This is a genomic window from Dactylosporangium sp. NPDC050688, assembly GCF_040654515.1.
Taxonomy (GTDB): Bacteria; Actinomycetota; Actinomycetes; order Mycobacteriales; family Micromonosporaceae; genus Dactylosporangium.
This window is the reverse complement of sequence record NZ_JBFAIC010000012.1, coordinates 81709-98534: the sequence shown is the minus strand read 5'-3', so window position 1 is coordinate 98534 and position 16826 is coordinate 81709. Positions and strand designations below refer to the sequence as shown.

The following is a 16826-nucleotide window of genomic DNA, read 5'->3' as shown; positions in this document are numbered from 1 at the left end:
AGTTTCAACTGTCGGTCTGCGAAGTTCACTGGGTAGAACGCGGACGGCACGGCGGACACCGGAAGGGGAGCCGAGTGGTGTCAACAGCCTCGAGGGTCAAGTCAGCGGAGTACTGGCCGCGAGCAAGCCGTCATCTTCCGGGCGGGGTCAACTCCAACGTGCGGCTGTCCGCGCCGCCGGTCTTCTTCAGCCGCGCCCAGGGCGCGTGGATGTGGGACGTGGACGGCAACGACTACGTCGACTACCTGCTGGGGCAAGGACCGAGCTTCCTGGGCCACGCCAACGCCACAGTGAACCAGGCGGTCCACGACGCGTGCGGGAGCGGCATGCTCTACGGCAACTCACACGTGCTGGAGGTCGAGGCCGCGGAGCGGATCTGCTCGGCGCTCGGCTGGGCCGAGATGGTCCGGCTCGGCCTGACCGGCACCGAAGCGGTCCAGGCGGCCCTGCGGCTGGCGCGTGCGGCGACCGGACGCCGGCGGTTCATCCGGTTCGAGGGCCACTACCACGGCTGGCTCGACAACGTGCTCGTCGACGCCACCGGCGCCGGACCCGCCAGCGCCGGCCAGGTCGGCGCGCAGCTCGCCGACTCGGTGGTGCTGCCGTGGAACGACGCGGAGGCCGTCGCGGCCGCGCTGGCCGAGCACCGTGGCCAGATCGCCGCGCTCATCATGGAACCCATCATGGTCAACGCCGGCACGATCGAGCCCCGGCCCGGCTATCTGCAGCGCGTCCGCGAACTGTGCACCGAACACGGCGTGGTGCTCATCTTCGACGAGGTGATCAGCGGCTTCCGGGTCGCCCTCGGCGGAGCGGCGGCCCGGTACGGCGTCACGCCCGACCTCGCCACCTACGGCAAGGCCATGGCGGGTGGCTGGCCGGTCGCGGCCGTGGCCGGCCGCGCCCACCTGATGGAACGCTTCGGCACCGGCGAGGTCAACCACTCGGGCACCTTCAACGGCTCCGTGATGGCCGCCGCGGCGGTGGTCGCCACCATCGACCTGCTGACCTCGGACCCGCCGTATGAGCGCATCGCCGAGCACGGCACGGCGTTGATGGCCGGGCTCCTCGAACTGGCGGACAAGCACCAGGTGCCGCTGCGGGTGCAGGGCGTCCCGATGGCGTTCCACGCCTCGTTCGGCCCCCCGGATCCGGTCACCGACTACCGCGAGCTGCGCACGCTCGACCTTGCCCGGTACGCCCGCTTCGCCGAGGTACTGGCGGGGTACGGGGTCTGGGTCGCCGGGCGGGGGATCTGGTACGTCTCGGCGGCGCACGGCCCGCGTGAGCTCGCCACCACGCTTGAGCGCGTGGACGATGCGCTGAACGAATCAGACGCGTAGGGAGTCTCGGCACATGCCTCGGCACATGCGGGTCGGTATTCTCGGTCTCTGGCACGAGACCAACACCTACGCCACGCACCAGGCCACCCTCGCGGACTTCGCCGACTTCGAGCTCGCGCAGGGTCACGAGATCCTCGAGCAGAACGTGGACACCGGATCGGTCATCGGCGGCTTCGCCGACTCCCCCGACCACGAGCTGGTGCCGATCTTCGCGGCCGGCGCCTGGCCGTGCGGCCCGGCCGACCGGGTCACCATCGAGGCCCTGCTCGAGCGGGCCGGCCGGGCCCTGCGCGCGGCCGGCCCGCTCGACGGGCTGCTCGTCAACCTGCACGGAGCGATGGTCGCCGACGGCTATCCCGACACCGAGACGGCGCTGCTGTCGGTGGTCCGGGAGACCGCCGGGTCCGTGCCGGTGGCGGCGGTGCTCGACCTGCACGCCAACCCGTCACCCGAGCTGGTCGAGTCATGCGAGGTCCTCGTCAGCTACGACACCTACCCGCACGTGGACATGCGCGAGCGGGGACGCGAGGCGGCCCGGCTGCTCGCCGACGTGCTCGCCGGGCGGCGGTTGCGCACGGCCGTCGGCAAGCTTCCGCTGCTGGTCTGCCCGTTGGCGCAGGCGACCGACGCTGAGCCGATGCGCTCGCTGCAGCGACGGGCCGCCGCCCGGGCCCGCGCCGCGGGACTGGTGCGGATCTGCATCCCGGCCGGCTTCGCCTACAGCGACGTCGACCGGGTCGGCATGAGCGTGCTCGCCATCCACGACGAGGGTGACGAGGCCGCCGCGCGCGACGTGATCGCCGAGACCCTCGCCGACATCACCGAACAGACCGGCGCCTTCATGGTGGCTCGCGACGACGCCGCCACGGCCGTGCGCCGGGCGCTCGCCAGCTCGGCCCGCCCGATCGTCCTCGCCGACGTCGCCGACAACATCGGCGGCGGCAGCCCGGGCGACGGGACCGCACTGCTCGCCGAACTGCTGGCCCAGCACGCACAGGACGCCGTGGTGACCATGGCCGACGCGCACGTCGCCCGCCTGGCGGCGGACCTCGGCACCGGCGCGGAGATCGAAGCGCTGGTCGGCGGGAAATCCGACCGCCGGCACGGCGACCCGGTGCGCGTGCGCGGACGGGTCGTCACCGTCACCGACGGCCGCTACCGTACCCAGGGCAGCTGGATGACCGGACGCGAGTTCAGCATGGGCACCACCGCCGTGCTGCGCGTCGAGGGCATCACCCTCGTGGTGACCGAGCGGCCGACACCGCCGTTCCACGCCGAGCAGCTCTCCTCCGTCGGGGTGGACGCCCGCGCTGCCAAGATCATCGTTGCCAAGGGCGCCATCGCCTGGCGGGCCGCGTTCGGCGACATCGCCGCCGAGGTCATCGAGGTCGCCACGCCCGGCGCCTGCCCGGTCGACGTGGCCTCACTCCCCCGCAGCACAACGCCGATGACCCTCCCACCCACGGCCTTCACGACCCGTCCCGGCGTGCAGCCATGAGCGTTCCTGGTGGGTTCGGCCGGTTCTGGCTGGAATGCCGTACCTGTGGCAGGTCCCGGGAAGCTGGATCCCTGCGCTACCGCTGCTCCGACTGCGGCGGCGAACTGGTCGTGCGCTACGCCGCCGCCCCCGACGGTTGGCAGGACCCGGCGCGGCGCGGGGTCTGGCGGTACCAGGGCCGGCTGCCGCTGCACGACCCGGCGAACATCGTGAGTCTGGGCGAGGGCGCCACGCCGCTGGTGGAGCTGGCCGGTGCCGTGCCCGGCATCGCCTCCGTGCAGGTCAAATGTGAGCATCTGAACCCGACCGGCTCCTTCAAGGACCGCATCGCTTCGGTCGCGCTCTCCATCGTGCGGGAACGCCGGCTCGCCGGCTGCGTCGGCACCTCCTCCGGCAACGGCGGCGCGGCCGTCGCCGCCTACGCGAGCCGGGCCGGCGTGCCGGCGGCGCTGTTCGCGCTCGCCGACACCGCCGCGCCCAAGCTGCGCCAGATCCTTGCGCTCGGCGCGCGGGTCCATCTCGTCGACGGCCTCGGCCACGATGCCGCGGCCACCGACGCGGCGGCCACCACCATCGCCGCGATCGCCGCAGACCGGGGCCTGATGCCACTGCTGACCGGCGGCCGCTTCTCCCCCGAGGCGATGGAGGGTGCGACCACGATCGCGTACGAGATCGCCGAGGACGCCCCGGCCACGACCGTGGTGTACGCGCCGGTCGGCGGCGGCGGGCTGCTCTCCGCGATCGGCCGTGGCTTCGCCGCGGGCGGGTTGATCCCCGGCGGTACGCGCCCCCGGGTCGTCGGCGTGCAGCCGGCCGGTTGCCCGACACTGCGCCCGGCGCTGGCCGGTGACCTCACCGGGCTTCGGGGCCCATGCACCACCAGCGTCTCCGGGCTGCAGGTCGCCGTCCTCTTCGACGGCGCCGGCGCGGTCGACGCGGTGCACGAATCCGGCGGGCACCTGACCGAGGTCACCGACGAGGAGATCCTCGACGCGCAGCGTATCCTTGCCCGCCGGCACGGCATCCTGGTCGAACCGGCCGGCGCGACCGCGTTCGCGGGCCTGCTCGCCGACGCGGCGGCGGGCCGGCTCGACCCCTCCGACCGGGCGGTGATCATCGCAACCGGGGCCGGCTACAAGGACGCCGACGCCCTCGCCCGGCTCGCCGGCGACGACCCGGTGCCCCGGATCACCGCCGACCAGATCACCGCCGCGATGGACATCCTCCGCTAATGGAAGGCCGGATCGCCTTGTCTGCACCGCGCTCGATCAGCAGCCTCTACGACCTCACCGGCCGCGTCGCGATCGTGACCGGCGGGGCCGGTCTCTACGGTCGCCACATGTGCTACGCACTGGCCGAGGCCGGTGCGCACGTGGTGGTCACCTCCCGCGACGTGGCCGCGTGCGAGGCGGCCGCCGCCGCCCTTCGCCGGGACGGTCACGAGGCCAGCGCGCACCGGCTCGACCAGGCCGACGAAGCGTCCATCGTGGCGCTCCGCGATGCCGTCGTGGCGTCGCTGGGCCGCATCGACGTGCTGGTGAACGGCTCGGTGCACCGCCAGGGCAGCGACCCTGACCGCACCACCGCCGCGGACTGGACCGCCACCAGCGAGGTGAACTCCACCGGGCTCTTCCTGATCACAAAATATGTCGGCGAGCAGATGATGGCCCAGCGTTCGGGCAGCATCGTCAACATCGGCTCGATCTACGGCGTGGTCGGGCCCACCTTCGACGTCTACGCGGGCACCGAGATGACCTCGCCGGCCTTCTACGCCTTCGACAAGGGCGGCATGGTGAACCTCACCCGGTACCTCGCGTGCTTCTACGCGCCCTACGGCGTGCGGGTGAACTGCCTGTCGCCGGGCGGGTTGGCGACCCCGGACCAGCCGGCGGCATTCGTCGCCGCCTACGCCGAACGCACGCCGCTGGGTCGGCTGGCCGGACCCGACGACATCAAGGGCCCGGTGGTCTTCCTGGCCTCGGACGCCTCCGGCTATGTGACCGGGGTGAACCTCATGGTCGACGGCGGCTGGACCGCCCACTGACCGGACGATCCCGGGGTGGGCTCCGGGGTGGGCTCCCAGCGTGACGCACTACCGGACGATGCGCTCGGTGGAGTCGAGGTCGAAGAGGTGGACGCGGCCGGGCTTGATCACCGCGGTGACGCGGTCGCCCACTGCGACCGGGTCCTCGGGTGGCACCCGGGCGACGACCGTCGCCCCGCCGACCTCAAGTTCCACGAACGTGTCCGACCCGATCGGCTCCAGCAGGGCGACCTGCGCGTCGAAGGACAACGCGCCCGGCGCGCCCAGCGACACGTCCTCGGCCCGCAGACCGGCCGCGACCCGCGGCCACTCGCCGTCGTGCAGCCCGATGGACGCAGCGGTGCCGAGTCCGAGGCGCAGGCCCGGCGCCGTGAACACGACCTCGTCGGCGTGCCGCTCCAGGCTTCCCTCGATGAGGCTCATCCTCGGCTTGCCGAGGAAGGTCGCCACGTACATGTCCCGCGGTTTGCCGTACACCTCGTGCTGGGTGCCGTACTGGACCAGCTTGCCGTCGCGCATCACCGCGATCAGGTCGGAGAGGGTCATCGCCTCCTCCTGGTCGTGGGTGACGAAGACGCTGGTGGTGCCGAGTGACTGGTGGAGGTGCTTCACCTCGGTCCGCATGCGTGCGCGCAGGGCCGCATCGAGATTGCTGAACGGCTCGTCGAGCAGGAAGACCGCGGGTCGTTTCACCATCGCCCGCCCCAGCGCCACCCGCTGCTGCTGGCCGCCGGAGAGCTGCCCGGGCCGGCGGTCCAGCAGGTGCTCGATGGCGAGCAGTTCTGCCGTGTGCCGGACCCGGGACTGGATCTCCGGCTTCGGGCGGCGCTGGAGCCGCAGCCCGAAGGCGATGTTGTCGAAGACGGACATGTGCGGGTACAGCGCGTAGTTCTGAAACACGATCGCCATGCCACGCTCGTTCGGGGGCACCCTGGTGATGTCACGCTCGCCCATGTGGATCGAGCCGCCGTCAGCCTGGTCCAGGCCGGCGATCAGGTTCAGGGTTGTGGTCTTGCCACACCCGGACGGCCCGAGCAGCGTGATGAACTTGCCCGCCGGCAGTTCCAGCGACAGGTCGTTCACCGCCGTCACCTTGCCGTAGCGACGGTAGATCGATTCCAGCCGTAGCGACACACCCGCCATGTCCAACTCCTCCGAGAAGCAACGAACGCCGTGAGCTATGAGCCAGGCAACCTACGAGCCGAGTTGGGCGATCATCAGCTTCTTGACCGACTTGATCGTCTCTTCGTGGGCCTGCTCGGGCGTCCACGTGCCCTTCGACAGGTTGGTCAGCCCCAGCAGGAACGGCGCGTTCCATTTGAACGGGGCGTTGCCCGGCCAGGCCAGCTGCGCCGACGCCTGCTCGGCCAGCTGCGCCGCGAGTGGGAAGCCCGCGACCACCTCCGGGTCCTTGCTGACCGACAGGCGGCTCGACGGCAGCACCTGACCGGCCTTGCCGAGCACCATCTGCTTCTGGAACTCCGGCCCGGTGGTGTACTTGATGAAGCTCAGCGCGGCGTCGCGGTTCCGGGTGAACTTGTTGATGCCCAGGCCCTCGGCCACGATGACGCTGCCGCTCGTGCCGGCCGTGATGCCCGGCATCACGCTGACGCCGACCTCAGCCTTGGTGATGACCGACTTCTTGGCCGGGTCGGTGCTGCCGGCCGTGCTGCCGAAGCCGGTGGTGGCGACCTGGCTGGCGGCCAGGTTCTGGTTGAACAGCAACGACGTGTCCTGGTCGCCCACCGCGTTGGCGCCGGCCAGCCCGAAGAACTTCGCCTGGAAGCCGCGGCTGATCGCCTGCCAGGCGGCGAGGCCCTTGTCGTTGTCGAAGAGCAGCTGGCTCTTGTCGTCGCTGAACAGCTGCCCCTTGGTGGAGTTGAAGAACGCGATCCAGAACGGGACACCGTTGTTGTTCCACGGGATGACGCAGGGCTCGCGGTTGTCCACCGTCAGCTTGGGCGCGTACCCGTACAGCTCGTCCCACGTTCCTGGGATCTTCTCCGGCAGTGCCGCCGCGGACCAGTCGGTCTTGTTGTAGAAGAAGAGCAGCATGTCGGCGAAGAGCGGTGCGGCGAGCAGCGCACCGCCCTTGGTGAGCTGACCGAGCGCGGCCGGGACGTAGTCGCCGGTGTCGCCGAGCATGTCCTTGAGCGGCAGGTAGAGCTTGTCGCCGAAGTTGGAGATGAAGTCGACGCCGCCGTAGAGCACGTCGTAGCTCGCGTCCTTGGAGACGATCCACGAGGCGTAGCTGGTGGCCCGTTCCGCGAAGGGGATCACCTGGGCGTTGACCGTGGCGCCGGTGACCTGGCCCCACTGCTTGCCGGCCTCCGTGCACGCCTGCACGCTGGACGGGTTGCACGCGACGTTGATCGTGACCCCGGGAAACTTCCCGTCGCCCTGGCTCGTCGCGGTGGGTGTCGGGTCGTCGTCGGTGCAGGCAGAGAGGATCGGCGCGGCCGCCGCGACGGCGAAGGCGCTTCGCAGCAGCGTACGCCGGGAGGTGACGCGGGATTCGAACTGGTTCATGGGTTGTGCCCCTTCAGCCCTTGAGGTAGCCCTCGCTCAGGCCGGATCTGATCCGGCGGTGGAAGAGGATCACCAGAACGATCACGGGTAGTACGGCGACGATGCCCGCCGCCGCCTGGTAGGTGTAGGGTGGCTCGCCGCTGGTCCCCGACGGCGAGTTGATGTAGCCGATCCGCCGCGTGACCGTCACCGCGCCCTGGTTGCCCAGCACCACCGCGAACAGGAACTCGTTCCAGACGCTGATGAGCAGCAGGATCGCCGTGGCGGCCAGGCCGGCCGAAGCCGACGGGATGGTCACCCGGAACAGGGTGCCCATCCTGGTGCATCCATCCATCCGCGCTGAGGCCTCCAGCGCCGGTGGGACACTTGCGAAAATGTTGCGCAGCAACCAGATCGTCAGTGGCAGCCCGAAGGCGACGTGGGCCACGATCAGCCCGATCACCGAGTCGTTGAGGTTGAGCGCGTTGAAGATGAACAGCAGCGGGATGAGCAGGACGATGGCCGGCACGGTGTAGGTGAACATGAGCACCGCGATCGCGGCGCCCTTGCCGGGCAGGTCGAGCCGGGCCAGCGGGTACGCGGCGAGTGCGCCGACCAGCAGCGTCAGCAGCGTCGACCCGACCGTGATCTGCAGGCTCACCCAGATCGAGGAGAGCCATTTGTCGTTGGTGAGGATGTCGGCGTACTGGGAGAAGTCCAGCCGCGCGGTCAGGTCCAGCGGCACCGAGGTGACAGCGGACTCCGGCTGCAGGCTGGCCAGCACGATCCACAGGGTCGGGCCGATCGACCAGACGAGGAGCGCGCCGATCGCCACCGTCGAACCGACGCGTCGTACGGCGGGTGGCAGCGTCCACCGGCGCCGCTTGCGCGGGTCCTCAGGCCACTCCTGCGGCGACTGGTCCGACCGCGCCGCGGCGTCGAGCCGCAGCCGCCCGGCAGGCTCGTCGGCGGATTCCTTCGCCTGGCGGCGGCGGAGGACCCGGCCCGAACGCAGGTAGAGCGTCGCACCGCTCGCGGCGACGATGATCAACATGAGGAACAGGGCCAGCATCGCCGAGTAGCCGAGACTGAGGTTGTCGAAGGCGGCGGTGAAGATGTAATAGGTGATGGTCGTCGTCTCGAAGCCGGGGCCACCGCGGGTGAGCTGGAAGAGCAGGTCGAAAACCTGCAGCGAGACGATGATCTGCAGGATCGTGGCGATCAGCAGGGTGGGCCCGATGCTGGGCAGCGTGATCGACCGGAACGCCTGCCACGGCGTGGCACCGTCCATGCGGGCCGCGCGGTAGAGCTGGCTGGGTATCGCCTTCAGCGCGGACAGGATGATGAGGGCCAGCAGGGGCACCGACCGCCACGCCGTGGCGATCATCGCGAGCACCAGCGCGGTGGTCGGCTCCTGCAGCCACGGCACCGCGCCCTCGGTGAGGCCGAGTCCGTTGCTGACCTGGGTCGCCAGCCCGAAGCTGGGCTGGAAGATGAAGCGCCAGAAGAACCCTGTCACGATCGGGGCGATCGCCCATGGCAGCAGCAACGCGACGGCGAGCGGCGTCTCGAACCGCGACCGCCGGTTCATCAGCAGCGCGGTGGCCAGCGCCAGCGGGATGGTGAGCACGGTGGTGCCGACCGCGAACCAGAGGGTGCGCGGAATGGAGTCGACGAAGAACGAGTCGTTGAACATCCGGGTGATGTTGTCCAGACCCAGGAACCTCGTCGGCCCGTCCTTGAGCAGTTCGATCCGGTAGAGGCTCATCACGAAGACCGCCGCGATCGGTGGAAGCACGATCATGCCGATGAGCACGGCCGCCGGCACGAACAGCAACAGGGCGAAGCGGCGGTCGCTGAGCCGGTCCACCCGGCGGGAGAGCCGGCGTGCCATGCCCTCGCGTGCCGGTGCGGCTTCTGTCGTCATCGACCCTCCCGCATACCTGTCGTCACGGCGTCGTGCCGGAAGTCTGCGACGCAGAACGCACCATGTCAACAGATGGAATCCGCATTCCATCTGTCGTAACGTTTGACAGACGGCGCGGTGTCAGGTCGGTAACGCCGGACCAGCCATTGTTTCGGCTGATGACACCGATGAGTTCAAGTTCGCAAGAAGGGAGACAGGGATGAGGATCCTGCAGATCGGCGCCGGCTCCATGGGCACCCGGCGCCTTCGTGACCTGCACGCGTGTGAGGGCGTCGAGGTGACCCTGTTCGACCAGCGGGCCGACCGGCGGGCCGCCGCGGCGAGCCGGTTCGGCGTCGCCACCACGGCCTCGCTCGACGAGGCGATGGCGACCGAGCCGGACGCACTGGTCATCTCGACCCCGCCCGACCAGCACACCGACTACGTGCGGCTGGCGCTGGACACCGGCCGGCACTTCTTCTGCGAAGCCGACATCTGGGCCTTCGATCCCCGTGCGGTCGCGGCGGCGAACGCCCGGCGGCCGGCGGGCAGGCTGGTCGCGGCCCCCTCCTGCACCCTGTACTTCCACCCCTTCGTCCAGGAACTGCGCCGTGCGGTCCGGGAGGAACTGGGCATACTGCACGCCTACGGCTACGTGCTGTCGGTCGACGCGCCGAGCTGGCATCCGGGCGAGGGCGCCGAATACTACGCCCGTCACCGTGCCACCGCGCCGGCCCGGGAGATGGTGCCGTTCGAGCTCATCGCACTCGAGCACATCTTCGGCACGCCGGTGGCGGTCTCGGGCCGCGTGGTCCGGCGCGGCGGCCTCGACCTACCCGGCGCCGACAGCTGGTCGCTGCAGATGGAGTTGGCGTCCGGCGCCACCGGGCAGCTGACGGTGGTCATGGCGAGCCCGCAGACAGCGCGCCAGGGCTGGGCGATCGGCGAGCACGGCTTCATCCGGTTCGACCTGCTGACCGGCACCCTGGAGCGCGCGCTGCCGCGCCTCGGCGACGGGTACTCCCGGGTCCTGTGTGACTGGCAGCAGGAGTACGAGCCGATGTACGCCAGGGAGATCTCCGCCTTCCTCGCGGCGGTTCGCGGCGGGGCAGCCTGGCCCTACTCCTGCGACGATGCCGCGGTCGTGTGCGGCACCTTGGCCGCGGCAGAGCTCAGCATGCTCACCGGCCGGACGGAGACGGTCGACCCGGACCGCCAGCCCGCCGCCCTGCCCGACGCGTACGCCGTGCCCAGCGCACCCTGACGATCGGTGGTCACCGTGTCGCGGAGATCGGCGTGGCCGCCGCACCACGGTGACCATGGCCGGTCCGACGGCCGGTCCGACGGCCGGTCCGACGGCCGGTCCGACGGCCGGTCCGACGGCCGGTCCGACGGTCGGTCCGACGGTCAGGTCAGGCGGGTGAAGCCGGTGTGCGCCACCGGTCCACGCAGGGCGGCCTGCACCGATCCGGCGTCCTGGGCCGCGCGGATCTCGGCGAAGACGCTGCGCACCGCGGCCAGATACTGCTCGACGTGCTCGTCCTGGTGCGCGAAGGACGGATAGAACGAACCACCGGCGAGGAACCCGCGGTCGAGCATCAGCTGGGTGAAGAGGGTGACGCTGGGCTGCGGCTGCGCCACGAAACGCAGGTGGCTCAGCGGCGCGATGCCGTGGATCCGCACGTCCAGCCCCACCTCCTCGGCCGCGGCCCGCCAGCCGGCCTGCACGGCCGCGCCGACCGCCGACAGGCGCGTTCCCACCGAGTTGGCCCGGTGCCGGCGCAGGGTGGCGAGCGCCGCCGCCGGCCCGATCCGCTCGGTCCAGTAGGTGCTGCTGACGAAGGAGCGCTGCGCGTGTTCCAGCACGGCCGCCCGCCCCAGCACGGCCGCCATCGGATAGCCGTTGCCGATGGCCTTGGCGAAGACCGCCACATCGGGTTCGACCCCCAGCTGCAGATGGATGCCGCCGGTGTTGACCCGCAGGCCCGAGGTCACCTCGTCGAAGATGAGGACGGCACCCGCACGGCGGGCCAGCTCCAGCACGCCCGGCAGGAAGCCCGGCTCGGGATCATGCTCGCGGACGGGCTCCATGACGATCGCGGCGAGCTGATGCTCGGCGACGATCGCCTCAAGCTCGTCCAGCCTGTTGTACCGGAACCCGAACGCGGTGCCGGCGAGCTGGGCCGGGACGCCGCTGGGATCCAGGCCCGGCAGCAGATGCCCGTCGAGGCTCGACGGGCCGGCGAGGTTCGCGGCCAGATACCAGTCGTGCCAGCCGTGGTAGCCGCAGAACGCCACCGTCGACCGTCCGGTGGCGGCCCGGGCCAACCGGACCGCGATGGTGAGTGCCTCTCCCCCGCTGCGCGCGTAGCGGACCATGTCGGCCCACGGATGCAGCTCGCAGAGCAGTTCGGCGAGCTCCAGCTCCTCGATGCAGTTCAGTGTGCTCATGGAACCGTTGGCGATGACGTCGCGGACTGCGGAGTCCACCTCGTCGTCGGCGAAGCCGAGCACGCAGGTGCCGATACCGCTGGTGCTCATGTCGACGTACCGGTGACCGTCGAGATCCCAGGTGTACACGCCCTTGGCGCGCGAGTAGTGCCGCGGCCACTGGCCCGGCGCGAACTGTTCCGGCCGCTTGGAGAGCAGCTGCGCGCCACCTGGTATCCGCGCGAGGACCCGCCGTTCGCGCTCAACCGACTCGTTCGTCATCGCCCCACGGTACGGCGCTATTTCAGGTAGCGGAAGGTCCGTTTCACTAGATGCGAGCGTCCACGCTCCGCCAACCCGCTGCGTCGCATGCGGCCACGACCGCGTCGGCGAGCCGCAGCGCCCGGATCCCGTCCTCGACACTCACCAGCGGTACCGCGTCACCACGGGCCACGTCCAGAAAGTGGCTGAGCTGGCGGCCGAACGCGACATCCCGCTCCTCGGAACAGTCGTAGGAACGGGTGAGGGCGTCAGCGTGGGCCCGCACCGTGACGCGGCCCCGGGCGAGGTCGGCCCGCAAGGTGCCCCGGTCTCCGACGACGTCGAGCCGGCGGCCCTGCCCCTCCTGCACGTAGTCCAGATGGAACGTCCCGGTCACCCCGGAGGCGAAGGCGACAACGCCGTTGATGACGTTGGGATCCTGACGCAGCGGGAGGTCCCCGGCGAGGCGGCCGACCGCGGCGACCTCGGCCGCCGGGCCCAGCAGCCACTGCAGGTAGTCCCACTCGTGGCTGTAGTCGTACGGCAGCCGGTACCGGTCCGTCTCGGAGAACCGGTTGCGGGCCACCCTCAGCGTCTCGTACGCGCCGAGTTCGACGTGCACCGAGACCGGCGTACCCACCGCACCGTCGGTGAGCAGCTCCCGCACCCGTCGCAGCACCGCGTAGTGACGCAGTACGTACCCCACCAGCACCCGTGCGCCGCTCTGCGCCGCGACCCGGGCCAGTTCCTCGGCCGCGGCGACGCTGTCGGCGACCGGCTTCTCCACCAGTACCGCGATCCCCCGCCGGCATGCCTCGATCGCCTGCGGCGCGTGCAGGGCGTCGGGGGTGGCCACCACCAGCGCGTCCGGCGCCGCGTCGAGCAGCTCCTCGAACGAGGGGACCATCGTCAGGTTCGCCTCGAGCGCCGGCGGCAGCCGCAGCCCGTGCGGCGCCGCGTCGAAGGCCGCGACGCGGACCCCGGGCGACTCCGCCAGCAGCCGGGCATGGCGCAGCCCGATGGAGCCCAACCCGCAAACGCCGACCCGCAGCCGCTCCGGCGCACCACTCGTGTCGGGGACGGCGTTCATGGCAGCAGCCCCGGCGGCAGTTGACCGTGGTCGAAGGCGTCGAGCGCGGCCGCAAGGTGGCGGTCCGCGCCGCTCAGCGCGACGCTGCCGTGCCCCGGAAAGAGCGCGCCGGGTGCGGTCGCCGCCACCGCAGCGATGCTGTCGCGCAGCGCGCCGACGTCGGTTTCCGCGGTGCCCAGCACGGCGACCCTCCCACGGGCGAAGACGAGATCACCGGTGAAGACAGCGCGGGCACCGTCCACATCGACGAGATAGCTGGCATGCCCCACCGCGTGACCGGGGGTGGGCAGGCAACGTACGGTCGCGGCCCCGATCGTGAAGGTCTCATCCCCGAGTCGCCGATGCACCTCGGTCGGCGTCAGCGACAGCGTGGCCGGGTAGACGCCGGCAGAGCGCGCCGGCGCCAGCCCGGTGGCGACCTCATCGGCATCGGCGAGCATCCGGGCCACCTCGGGCGAGGCCCAGATCTCGGCGCCCAGCAGCCGCGCGAGGGCACCCGCGCCGGCGGCGTGGTCGGCGTGGCCGTGGGTCACCAGGATGTGTGTCACGGGTGGCGCCTGCGCGGCCTCGATCCAGGCCGCGATCCTCGCCGTGTCGAGCCCGGATCCCGCGTCGACGAGGAAGGCCGCCGTCCCGCCGTCGACCAGATAGACATGGCTGTCGTGCCGGTCGGAGAGCGAGTAGCCGAGCCAGCCGCTCCCCACCAGGTGCACATGCTCCGAGAGTCGCATCGCCGCACTCTAACTAGAGGCCAGGTGGTTTGGCCAATTTCCGTTCAGCTGGCCGGCACCGGTGCTGGACGCCACTGCTCGGAGCCGAACACCTCATAGCGGATCCGCTCGTCGGGGACGCCGCGGCGACGCAGACCGGCGCGGACCACCTGCATGAACGGGACCGGGCCGCACAGGTACACCTCGGCGTCGGGGCGCACCGGGATGGCGTCCACGTCGACCAGACCGGTGAACGCGTCCGGGGTCGGCTGCTCGTACCAGACGAGGTAGTCGAAGGAGTGCAGCCGTGCGGCGCTGGCGTGCATGTGGGCGCGGAGCGGGTGCCGGTCCAGGCTGCGGTCGGCGTGCACGGCGGTGACATGCCGGGCCGGCTGGGTGCGGGCCACATGGTCCAGGATGGCGGCCATCGGCGTGACGCCGACCCCGCCACTGACCAGCAGCAGCGGCGTGTCGCCGGGAGTCAGGGCGAGGTCGCCGTACGGCTGGCTCAGTCGCAGCCGGTCGCCGGGGGCCGTGTGGTCGTGCAGAAAGCTGGAAACGACCCCGTCCGGCGCCCCGCCGTTGCCGCGCACGCGCCGCACAGTGATACGCAAGGTCTGGTCGTCGGCGGCCTGCGACAGCGAGTACTGGCGGAGCTGGCGCGTGCCGTCATGCAGATCGGCGGCGACGGTGACGTACTGCCCGGGCAGGAAGCGGGAAGCCGGGCGGCCGTCGGCCGGTGTGAGGACGAACGAGACGGTGTCGTCCGCCTCGGCGGTCTTGCTGCCGATGAAGTACTCGCGCCAGGGGTTTTCGCCGTCCGTGCCGGCCTCGGCGTAGATGCGGGTCTCGCGCCCGATCAGCCGGGTGGCGAACAGCCAGTAGACCTCGTCCCAGGCGGCCGCGATCTGCGGGGTCACAGCGTCGCCGAGCACCGTGCCGACCGCTCCGAGCAGGTACCGGCCGACGACGGTGTACTGCTCGGGGCGGATGCCCAGCGCGCAGTGCCGGTGCGCGATCCGGTTCACCAGGTGTTCGAACGTCACGGCGTCCGGGCCCGTGCCGACCAGGTGCGCCGCGAAGGCCGCCACCGCACCGGCCAGCGCCTGCCGCTGCTGACCGGTGGCCTGCGCGCTGCGGCTGAACAGGTTGAGCAGGTCAGGGTTCTCGCCCAGCATCGTGCGGTAGAAGACGTCCGTTATCGCGTCGAGGTGGTCGGCGACGACCGGGAGGGTCGCCTCGACGACCGGGAAATTCGTGGCTGACAGCATGGTTGTTCTCCAGACGAGGGAATGGGCCGCGCGATCAGGAGCGGCCCAGGCTCAACAGCACCTGCCGCACGGGTGGCGCGGTGAGGTCATCGATCGTGATCGGGTCGAGGGTGGCGTAGAAGGCCTCCTGCGCGCGCCGCAGCGCTCCGCGCAGCCGGCAGGCCTGGCTCAGGGGACACGCCGGGTCGCCGGTGCACTCGACGACCTCCGTCTCGCCCTCAAGCTCACGCACCAGCCCGCCGACGGACGCCGTCCGGGCCGCGGTGGTCAGGCGGACCCCGCCGCTGCGTCCGCGCACGGTCTCCAGCAGCCCGAGGTGCTGGAGACGCTGCACGACCTTTGCCAGATGGTGCCGCGGCACGGCGACCGCGCCGGCGAGCTCGTCGATGGTGAGCAGGCCCTCGCGAGTGGCACCCAGCATCAGGATGCGCAGGCTGATGTCCGTGGAGCGGTTGAGGCGCACAGGGCGACCCTACCCAAAGAGGACTTTGAGATTCCTGTTTTATGGGGTACGTCACGGAGCATCCGTTCACCGGCACGGTGCGTCGCGCCGGCTGCTCAGCCAGGCGAACCGGCAGGGTGGTGGCGAGGTGGTTGATGGAACTCCCGCTTTCGCGGGCTGTGCGCCGTCGTGGGTCAGGGCCGGAGCTTGCCGTCACGGGTCGAGCGGGGTGAGCGGTGGATGGCGGTGCGCTTCCCGCGCGGCAAGGACGGCCATGTCTCGCCGGTACTGTTCGGCCGACAGGCAGCCGGCGAGCAGCCACTCGGCGAGCACGGCCTCGGCCCGCTCGCCTCGCAGCAATCCGAGCGGCCCCCGGCTCCGGCGCCTGGCGATCCAGGCGCTACCGGACGACAGGATCGCCACCGCCAGCAGGACGATCAAGAAGGCGGCGAACTCCACCGCGACCACCCCCGCCGACATCAGGGTTCATATCCAACCCTTGCTCAGCCGGCTTTCAGCAGCAACCGGTTCGCGGGCAGCTCCGGCCTCGCGGCGGCACAGCGATGGTCTCGTCGCGGCCCGGTCTGTGAGCCACCATCACGGTGAGGCCGCCGCCGGACGCACCGCCGGCGACGGCGCCACCGTCAGTCCCGCGCTCACCACCACCGTCACCGGCCGCCACGGCGGCGAGCGCACCGAGGGGACCCGGTCGTCAGCGCCCGCCCTGCCGGGCGTTTACGGTCAGTACCCAGCCGATCACGGCCCAGCCGGCCCCGGCGAGGAGGTTGCCGCCGAGCTGCGACAGGATGATCGACGTCAGCCAGATCAGTGGAAGGCAGACCGCGAGCGTGCGCGGCAGCGCCCCGGTGCGGAAGGTGGCCACGGCCAGCAGCACCGAGCCGACCAGCCAGGCCAGGTTCGCCGGCGCGGCGACGACCGGGAACCACGAGTAGTCCTGATCGTGCAGGTTCGTCGAGGTCATGCCTAACGCCAGCAGCCCGGTGCCCACCACCACGGTGATCCCGCCGATCCTGCCGAGCCGGCCCGATGCCCTGCCCAGCGCCAGGTAGCCGGGCATCCACAGGACCAGCGCCGCGGCGATGAGGGTGAGGATCACGTGCTCCGAGGCGCCGACGATCGGGTTGCCGTCGTCGGTCCGTACCGCCTGCATGGCCCCGGCGACGGCGGAGGCCGCACCCCCGGCGATGGCGGCGTAGCCGGCGCCCTTGCCACCCGCGCGGGTCCCGGTGGCGGCCTGGGCGGTCGTCGTGGTGCTGCTCATGATGGTCACTCCTTCCGGGCCGGCACCGTGCCGGCCAACGG

General features: G+C 71.2%; 16 protein-coding genes. 6 read left to right on the top strand and 10 right to left on the bottom strand.

The annotated features are described in order from the left end of the window. Window positions 1-158 precede the first annotated feature (158 nt). Genes AB0H83_RS14590 through AB0H83_RS14575 form a run of 4 tightly spaced genes read left to right on the top strand, consistent with a single transcriptional unit; the run spans window position 159 to window position 4885 of the window. Window positions 159-1343 (top strand): aminotransferase class III-fold pyridoxal phosphate-dependent enzyme, encoded by a 1185-nt coding sequence (locus tag AB0H83_RS14590; protein ID WP_360092519.1) that lies wholly within the window; start codon window positions 159-161, stop codon window positions 1341-1343. Between the two features lie 25 nt (window positions 1344-1368). Continuing rightward, complete coding sequence (locus AB0H83_RS14585) at window positions 1369-2841, top strand: M81 family metallopeptidase (protein ID WP_360092516.1); 1473 nt, start codon at window positions 1369-1371, stop codon at window positions 2839-2841. Then, complete coding sequence (locus tag AB0H83_RS14580) at window positions 2838-4073, top strand: pyridoxal-phosphate dependent enzyme (RefSeq protein WP_360092513.1); 1236 nt, start codon at window positions 2838-2840, stop codon at window positions 4071-4073. Before AB0H83_RS14585 ends, AB0H83_RS14580 begins: the two co-directional genes overlap by 4 nt. Next, on the top strand, window positions 4073-4885 hold the full coding sequence (locus AB0H83_RS14575; RefSeq protein WP_360092510.1) for an SDR family oxidoreductase: 813 nt from the start codon (window positions 4073-4075) through the stop codon (window positions 4883-4885). The genes AB0H83_RS14580 and AB0H83_RS14575 overlap by 1 nt, the downstream gene beginning before the upstream one ends. Window positions 4886-4933: 48 nt before the next feature. Here the strand turns inward: AB0H83_RS14575 and AB0H83_RS14570 are convergent, their stop codons facing one another. From AB0H83_RS14570 to AB0H83_RS14560, 3 genes are read right to left on the bottom strand one after another with little or no spacing between them, the layout of a single operon-like run. Further along, window positions 4934-6028: an ABC transporter ATP-binding protein gene (locus tag AB0H83_RS14570; RefSeq protein WP_360092507.1), complete on the bottom strand. Its 1095-nt coding sequence runs from the start codon at window positions 6026-6028 to the stop codon at window positions 4934-4936. 51 nt (window positions 6029-6079) lie between these two features. Continuing rightward, window positions 6080-7414: an extracellular solute-binding protein gene (locus AB0H83_RS14565; protein WP_360092504.1), complete on the bottom strand. Its 1335-nt coding sequence runs from the start codon at window positions 7412-7414 to the stop codon at window positions 6080-6082. A gap of 13 nt (window positions 7415-7427) precedes the next feature. Beyond that, a complete protein-coding gene (locus AB0H83_RS14560) occupies window positions 7428-9320 on the bottom strand; it encodes an ABC transporter permease subunit (RefSeq protein ID WP_360092501.1) in 1893 nt (630 codons plus the stop codon). Window positions 9321-9519: 199 nt separating this feature from the next. Here AB0H83_RS14560 and AB0H83_RS14555 point away from each other — a divergent pair, with 199 nt between their 5' ends. Next, window positions 9520-10563, top strand: a complete 1044-nt coding sequence (locus AB0H83_RS14555; protein WP_360092498.1) for a Gfo/Idh/MocA family oxidoreductase — start codon at window positions 9520-9522, stop codon at window positions 10561-10563. Window positions 10564-10618: 55 nt separating this feature from the next. Then, window positions 10619-10723, top strand: coding sequence for a PT domain-containing protein (locus tag AB0H83_RS14550; RefSeq protein WP_360092495.1), 105 nt, complete (start codon window positions 10619-10621; stop codon window positions 10721-10723). Here the strand turns inward: AB0H83_RS14550 and AB0H83_RS14545 are convergent. The 7 genes from AB0H83_RS14545 to AB0H83_RS14515 all read right to left on the bottom strand — a co-directional run bounded on the left by AB0H83_RS14545 (window position 10707) and on the right by AB0H83_RS14515 (window position 16785). Continuing rightward, window positions 10707-12011 (bottom strand): aminotransferase class III-fold pyridoxal phosphate-dependent enzyme, encoded by a 1305-nt coding sequence (locus AB0H83_RS14545; RefSeq protein WP_360092492.1) that lies wholly within the window; start codon window positions 12009-12011, stop codon window positions 10707-10709. The two genes, AB0H83_RS14550 and AB0H83_RS14545, sit on opposite strands and share 17 nt — an antisense overlap. Window positions 12012-12057: 46 nt before the next feature. Further along, window positions 12058-13080 carry a Gfo/Idh/MocA family oxidoreductase gene (locus tag AB0H83_RS14540; protein ID WP_360092489.1) on the bottom strand — a complete coding sequence of 341 codons (1023 nt, stop codon included), beginning with the start codon at window positions 13078-13080 and terminating at the stop codon, window positions 12058-12060. Beyond that, window positions 13077-13811 (bottom strand): MBL fold metallo-hydrolase, encoded by a 735-nt coding sequence (locus tag AB0H83_RS14535; protein WP_360092486.1) that lies wholly within the window; start codon window positions 13809-13811, stop codon window positions 13077-13079. The genes AB0H83_RS14540 and AB0H83_RS14535 overlap by 4 nt, the downstream gene beginning before the upstream one ends. A gap of 44 nt (window positions 13812-13855) precedes the next feature. Continuing rightward, window positions 13856-15061: a globin domain-containing protein gene (locus AB0H83_RS14530; RefSeq protein WP_360092483.1), complete on the bottom strand. Its 1206-nt coding sequence runs from the start codon at window positions 15059-15061 to the stop codon at window positions 13856-13858. Window positions 15062-15095: 34 nt separating this feature from the next. Further along, a complete protein-coding gene (locus tag AB0H83_RS14525; protein ID WP_360092480.1) occupies window positions 15096-15524 on the bottom strand; it encodes an Rrf2 family transcriptional regulator in 429 nt (142 codons plus the stop codon). 192 nt (window positions 15525-15716) lie between these two features. Further along, entirely contained in the window at window positions 15717-15962 is a 246-nt protein-coding gene (locus tag AB0H83_RS14520; protein ID WP_360092477.1) for a hypothetical protein, read from the bottom strand. 253 nt (window positions 15963-16215) lie between these two features. After that, a complete protein-coding gene (locus AB0H83_RS14515) occupies window positions 16216-16785 on the bottom strand; it encodes a hypothetical protein (protein WP_360092474.1) in 570 nt (189 codons plus the stop codon). Between the last annotated feature and the right edge of the window lie 41 nt (window positions 16786-16826).

Bases quoted from the DNA above. Each gene is read 5' to 3' on its own strand.
- AB0H83_RS14535 (WP_360092486.1), bottom strand. From the start codon at position 13,811: ATGCGACTCTCGGAGCATGTGCACCTGGTGGGGAGCGGCTGGCTCGGC.
- AB0H83_RS14515 (WP_360092474.1), bottom strand. From the start codon at position 16,785: ATGAGCAGCACCACGACGACCGCCCAGGCCGCCACCGGGACCCGCGCG.
- AB0H83_RS14575 (WP_360092510.1), top strand. From the start codon at position 4,073: ATGGAAGGCCGGATCGCCTTGTCTGCACCGCGCTCGATCAGCAGCCTC.
- AB0H83_RS14545 (WP_360092492.1), bottom strand. From the start codon at position 12,011: ATGACGAACGAGTCGGTTGAGCGCGAACGGCGGGTCCTCGCGCGGATA.
- AB0H83_RS14585 (WP_360092516.1), top strand. From the start codon at position 1,369: ATGCGGGTCGGTATTCTCGGTCTCTGGCACGAGACCAACACCTACGCC.
- AB0H83_RS14560 (WP_360092501.1), bottom strand. From the start codon at position 9,320: ATGACGACAGAAGCCGCACCGGCACGCGAGGGCATGGCACGCCGGCTC.
- AB0H83_RS14550 (WP_360092495.1), top strand. From the start codon at position 10,619: ATGGCCGGTCCGACGGCCGGTCCGACGGCCGGTCCGACGGCCGGTCCG.
- AB0H83_RS14570 (WP_360092507.1), bottom strand. From the start codon at position 6,028: ATGGCGGGTGTGTCGCTACGGCTGGAATCGATCTACCGTCGCTACGGC.
- AB0H83_RS14530 (WP_360092483.1), bottom strand. From the start codon at position 15,061: ATGCTGTCAGCCACGAATTTCCCGGTCGTCGAGGCGACCCTCCCGGTC.
- AB0H83_RS14540 (WP_360092489.1), bottom strand. From the start codon at position 13,080: ATGAACGCCGTCCCCGACACGAGTGGTGCGCCGGAGCGGCTGCGGGTC.
- AB0H83_RS14555 (WP_360092498.1), top strand. From the start codon at position 9,520: ATGAGGATCCTGCAGATCGGCGCCGGCTCCATGGGCACCCGGCGCCTT.
- AB0H83_RS14580 (WP_360092513.1), top strand. From the start codon at position 2,838: ATGAGCGTTCCTGGTGGGTTCGGCCGGTTCTGGCTGGAATGCCGTACC.
- AB0H83_RS14565 (WP_360092504.1), bottom strand. From the start codon at position 7,414: ATGAACCAGTTCGAATCCCGCGTCACCTCCCGGCGTACGCTGCTGCGA.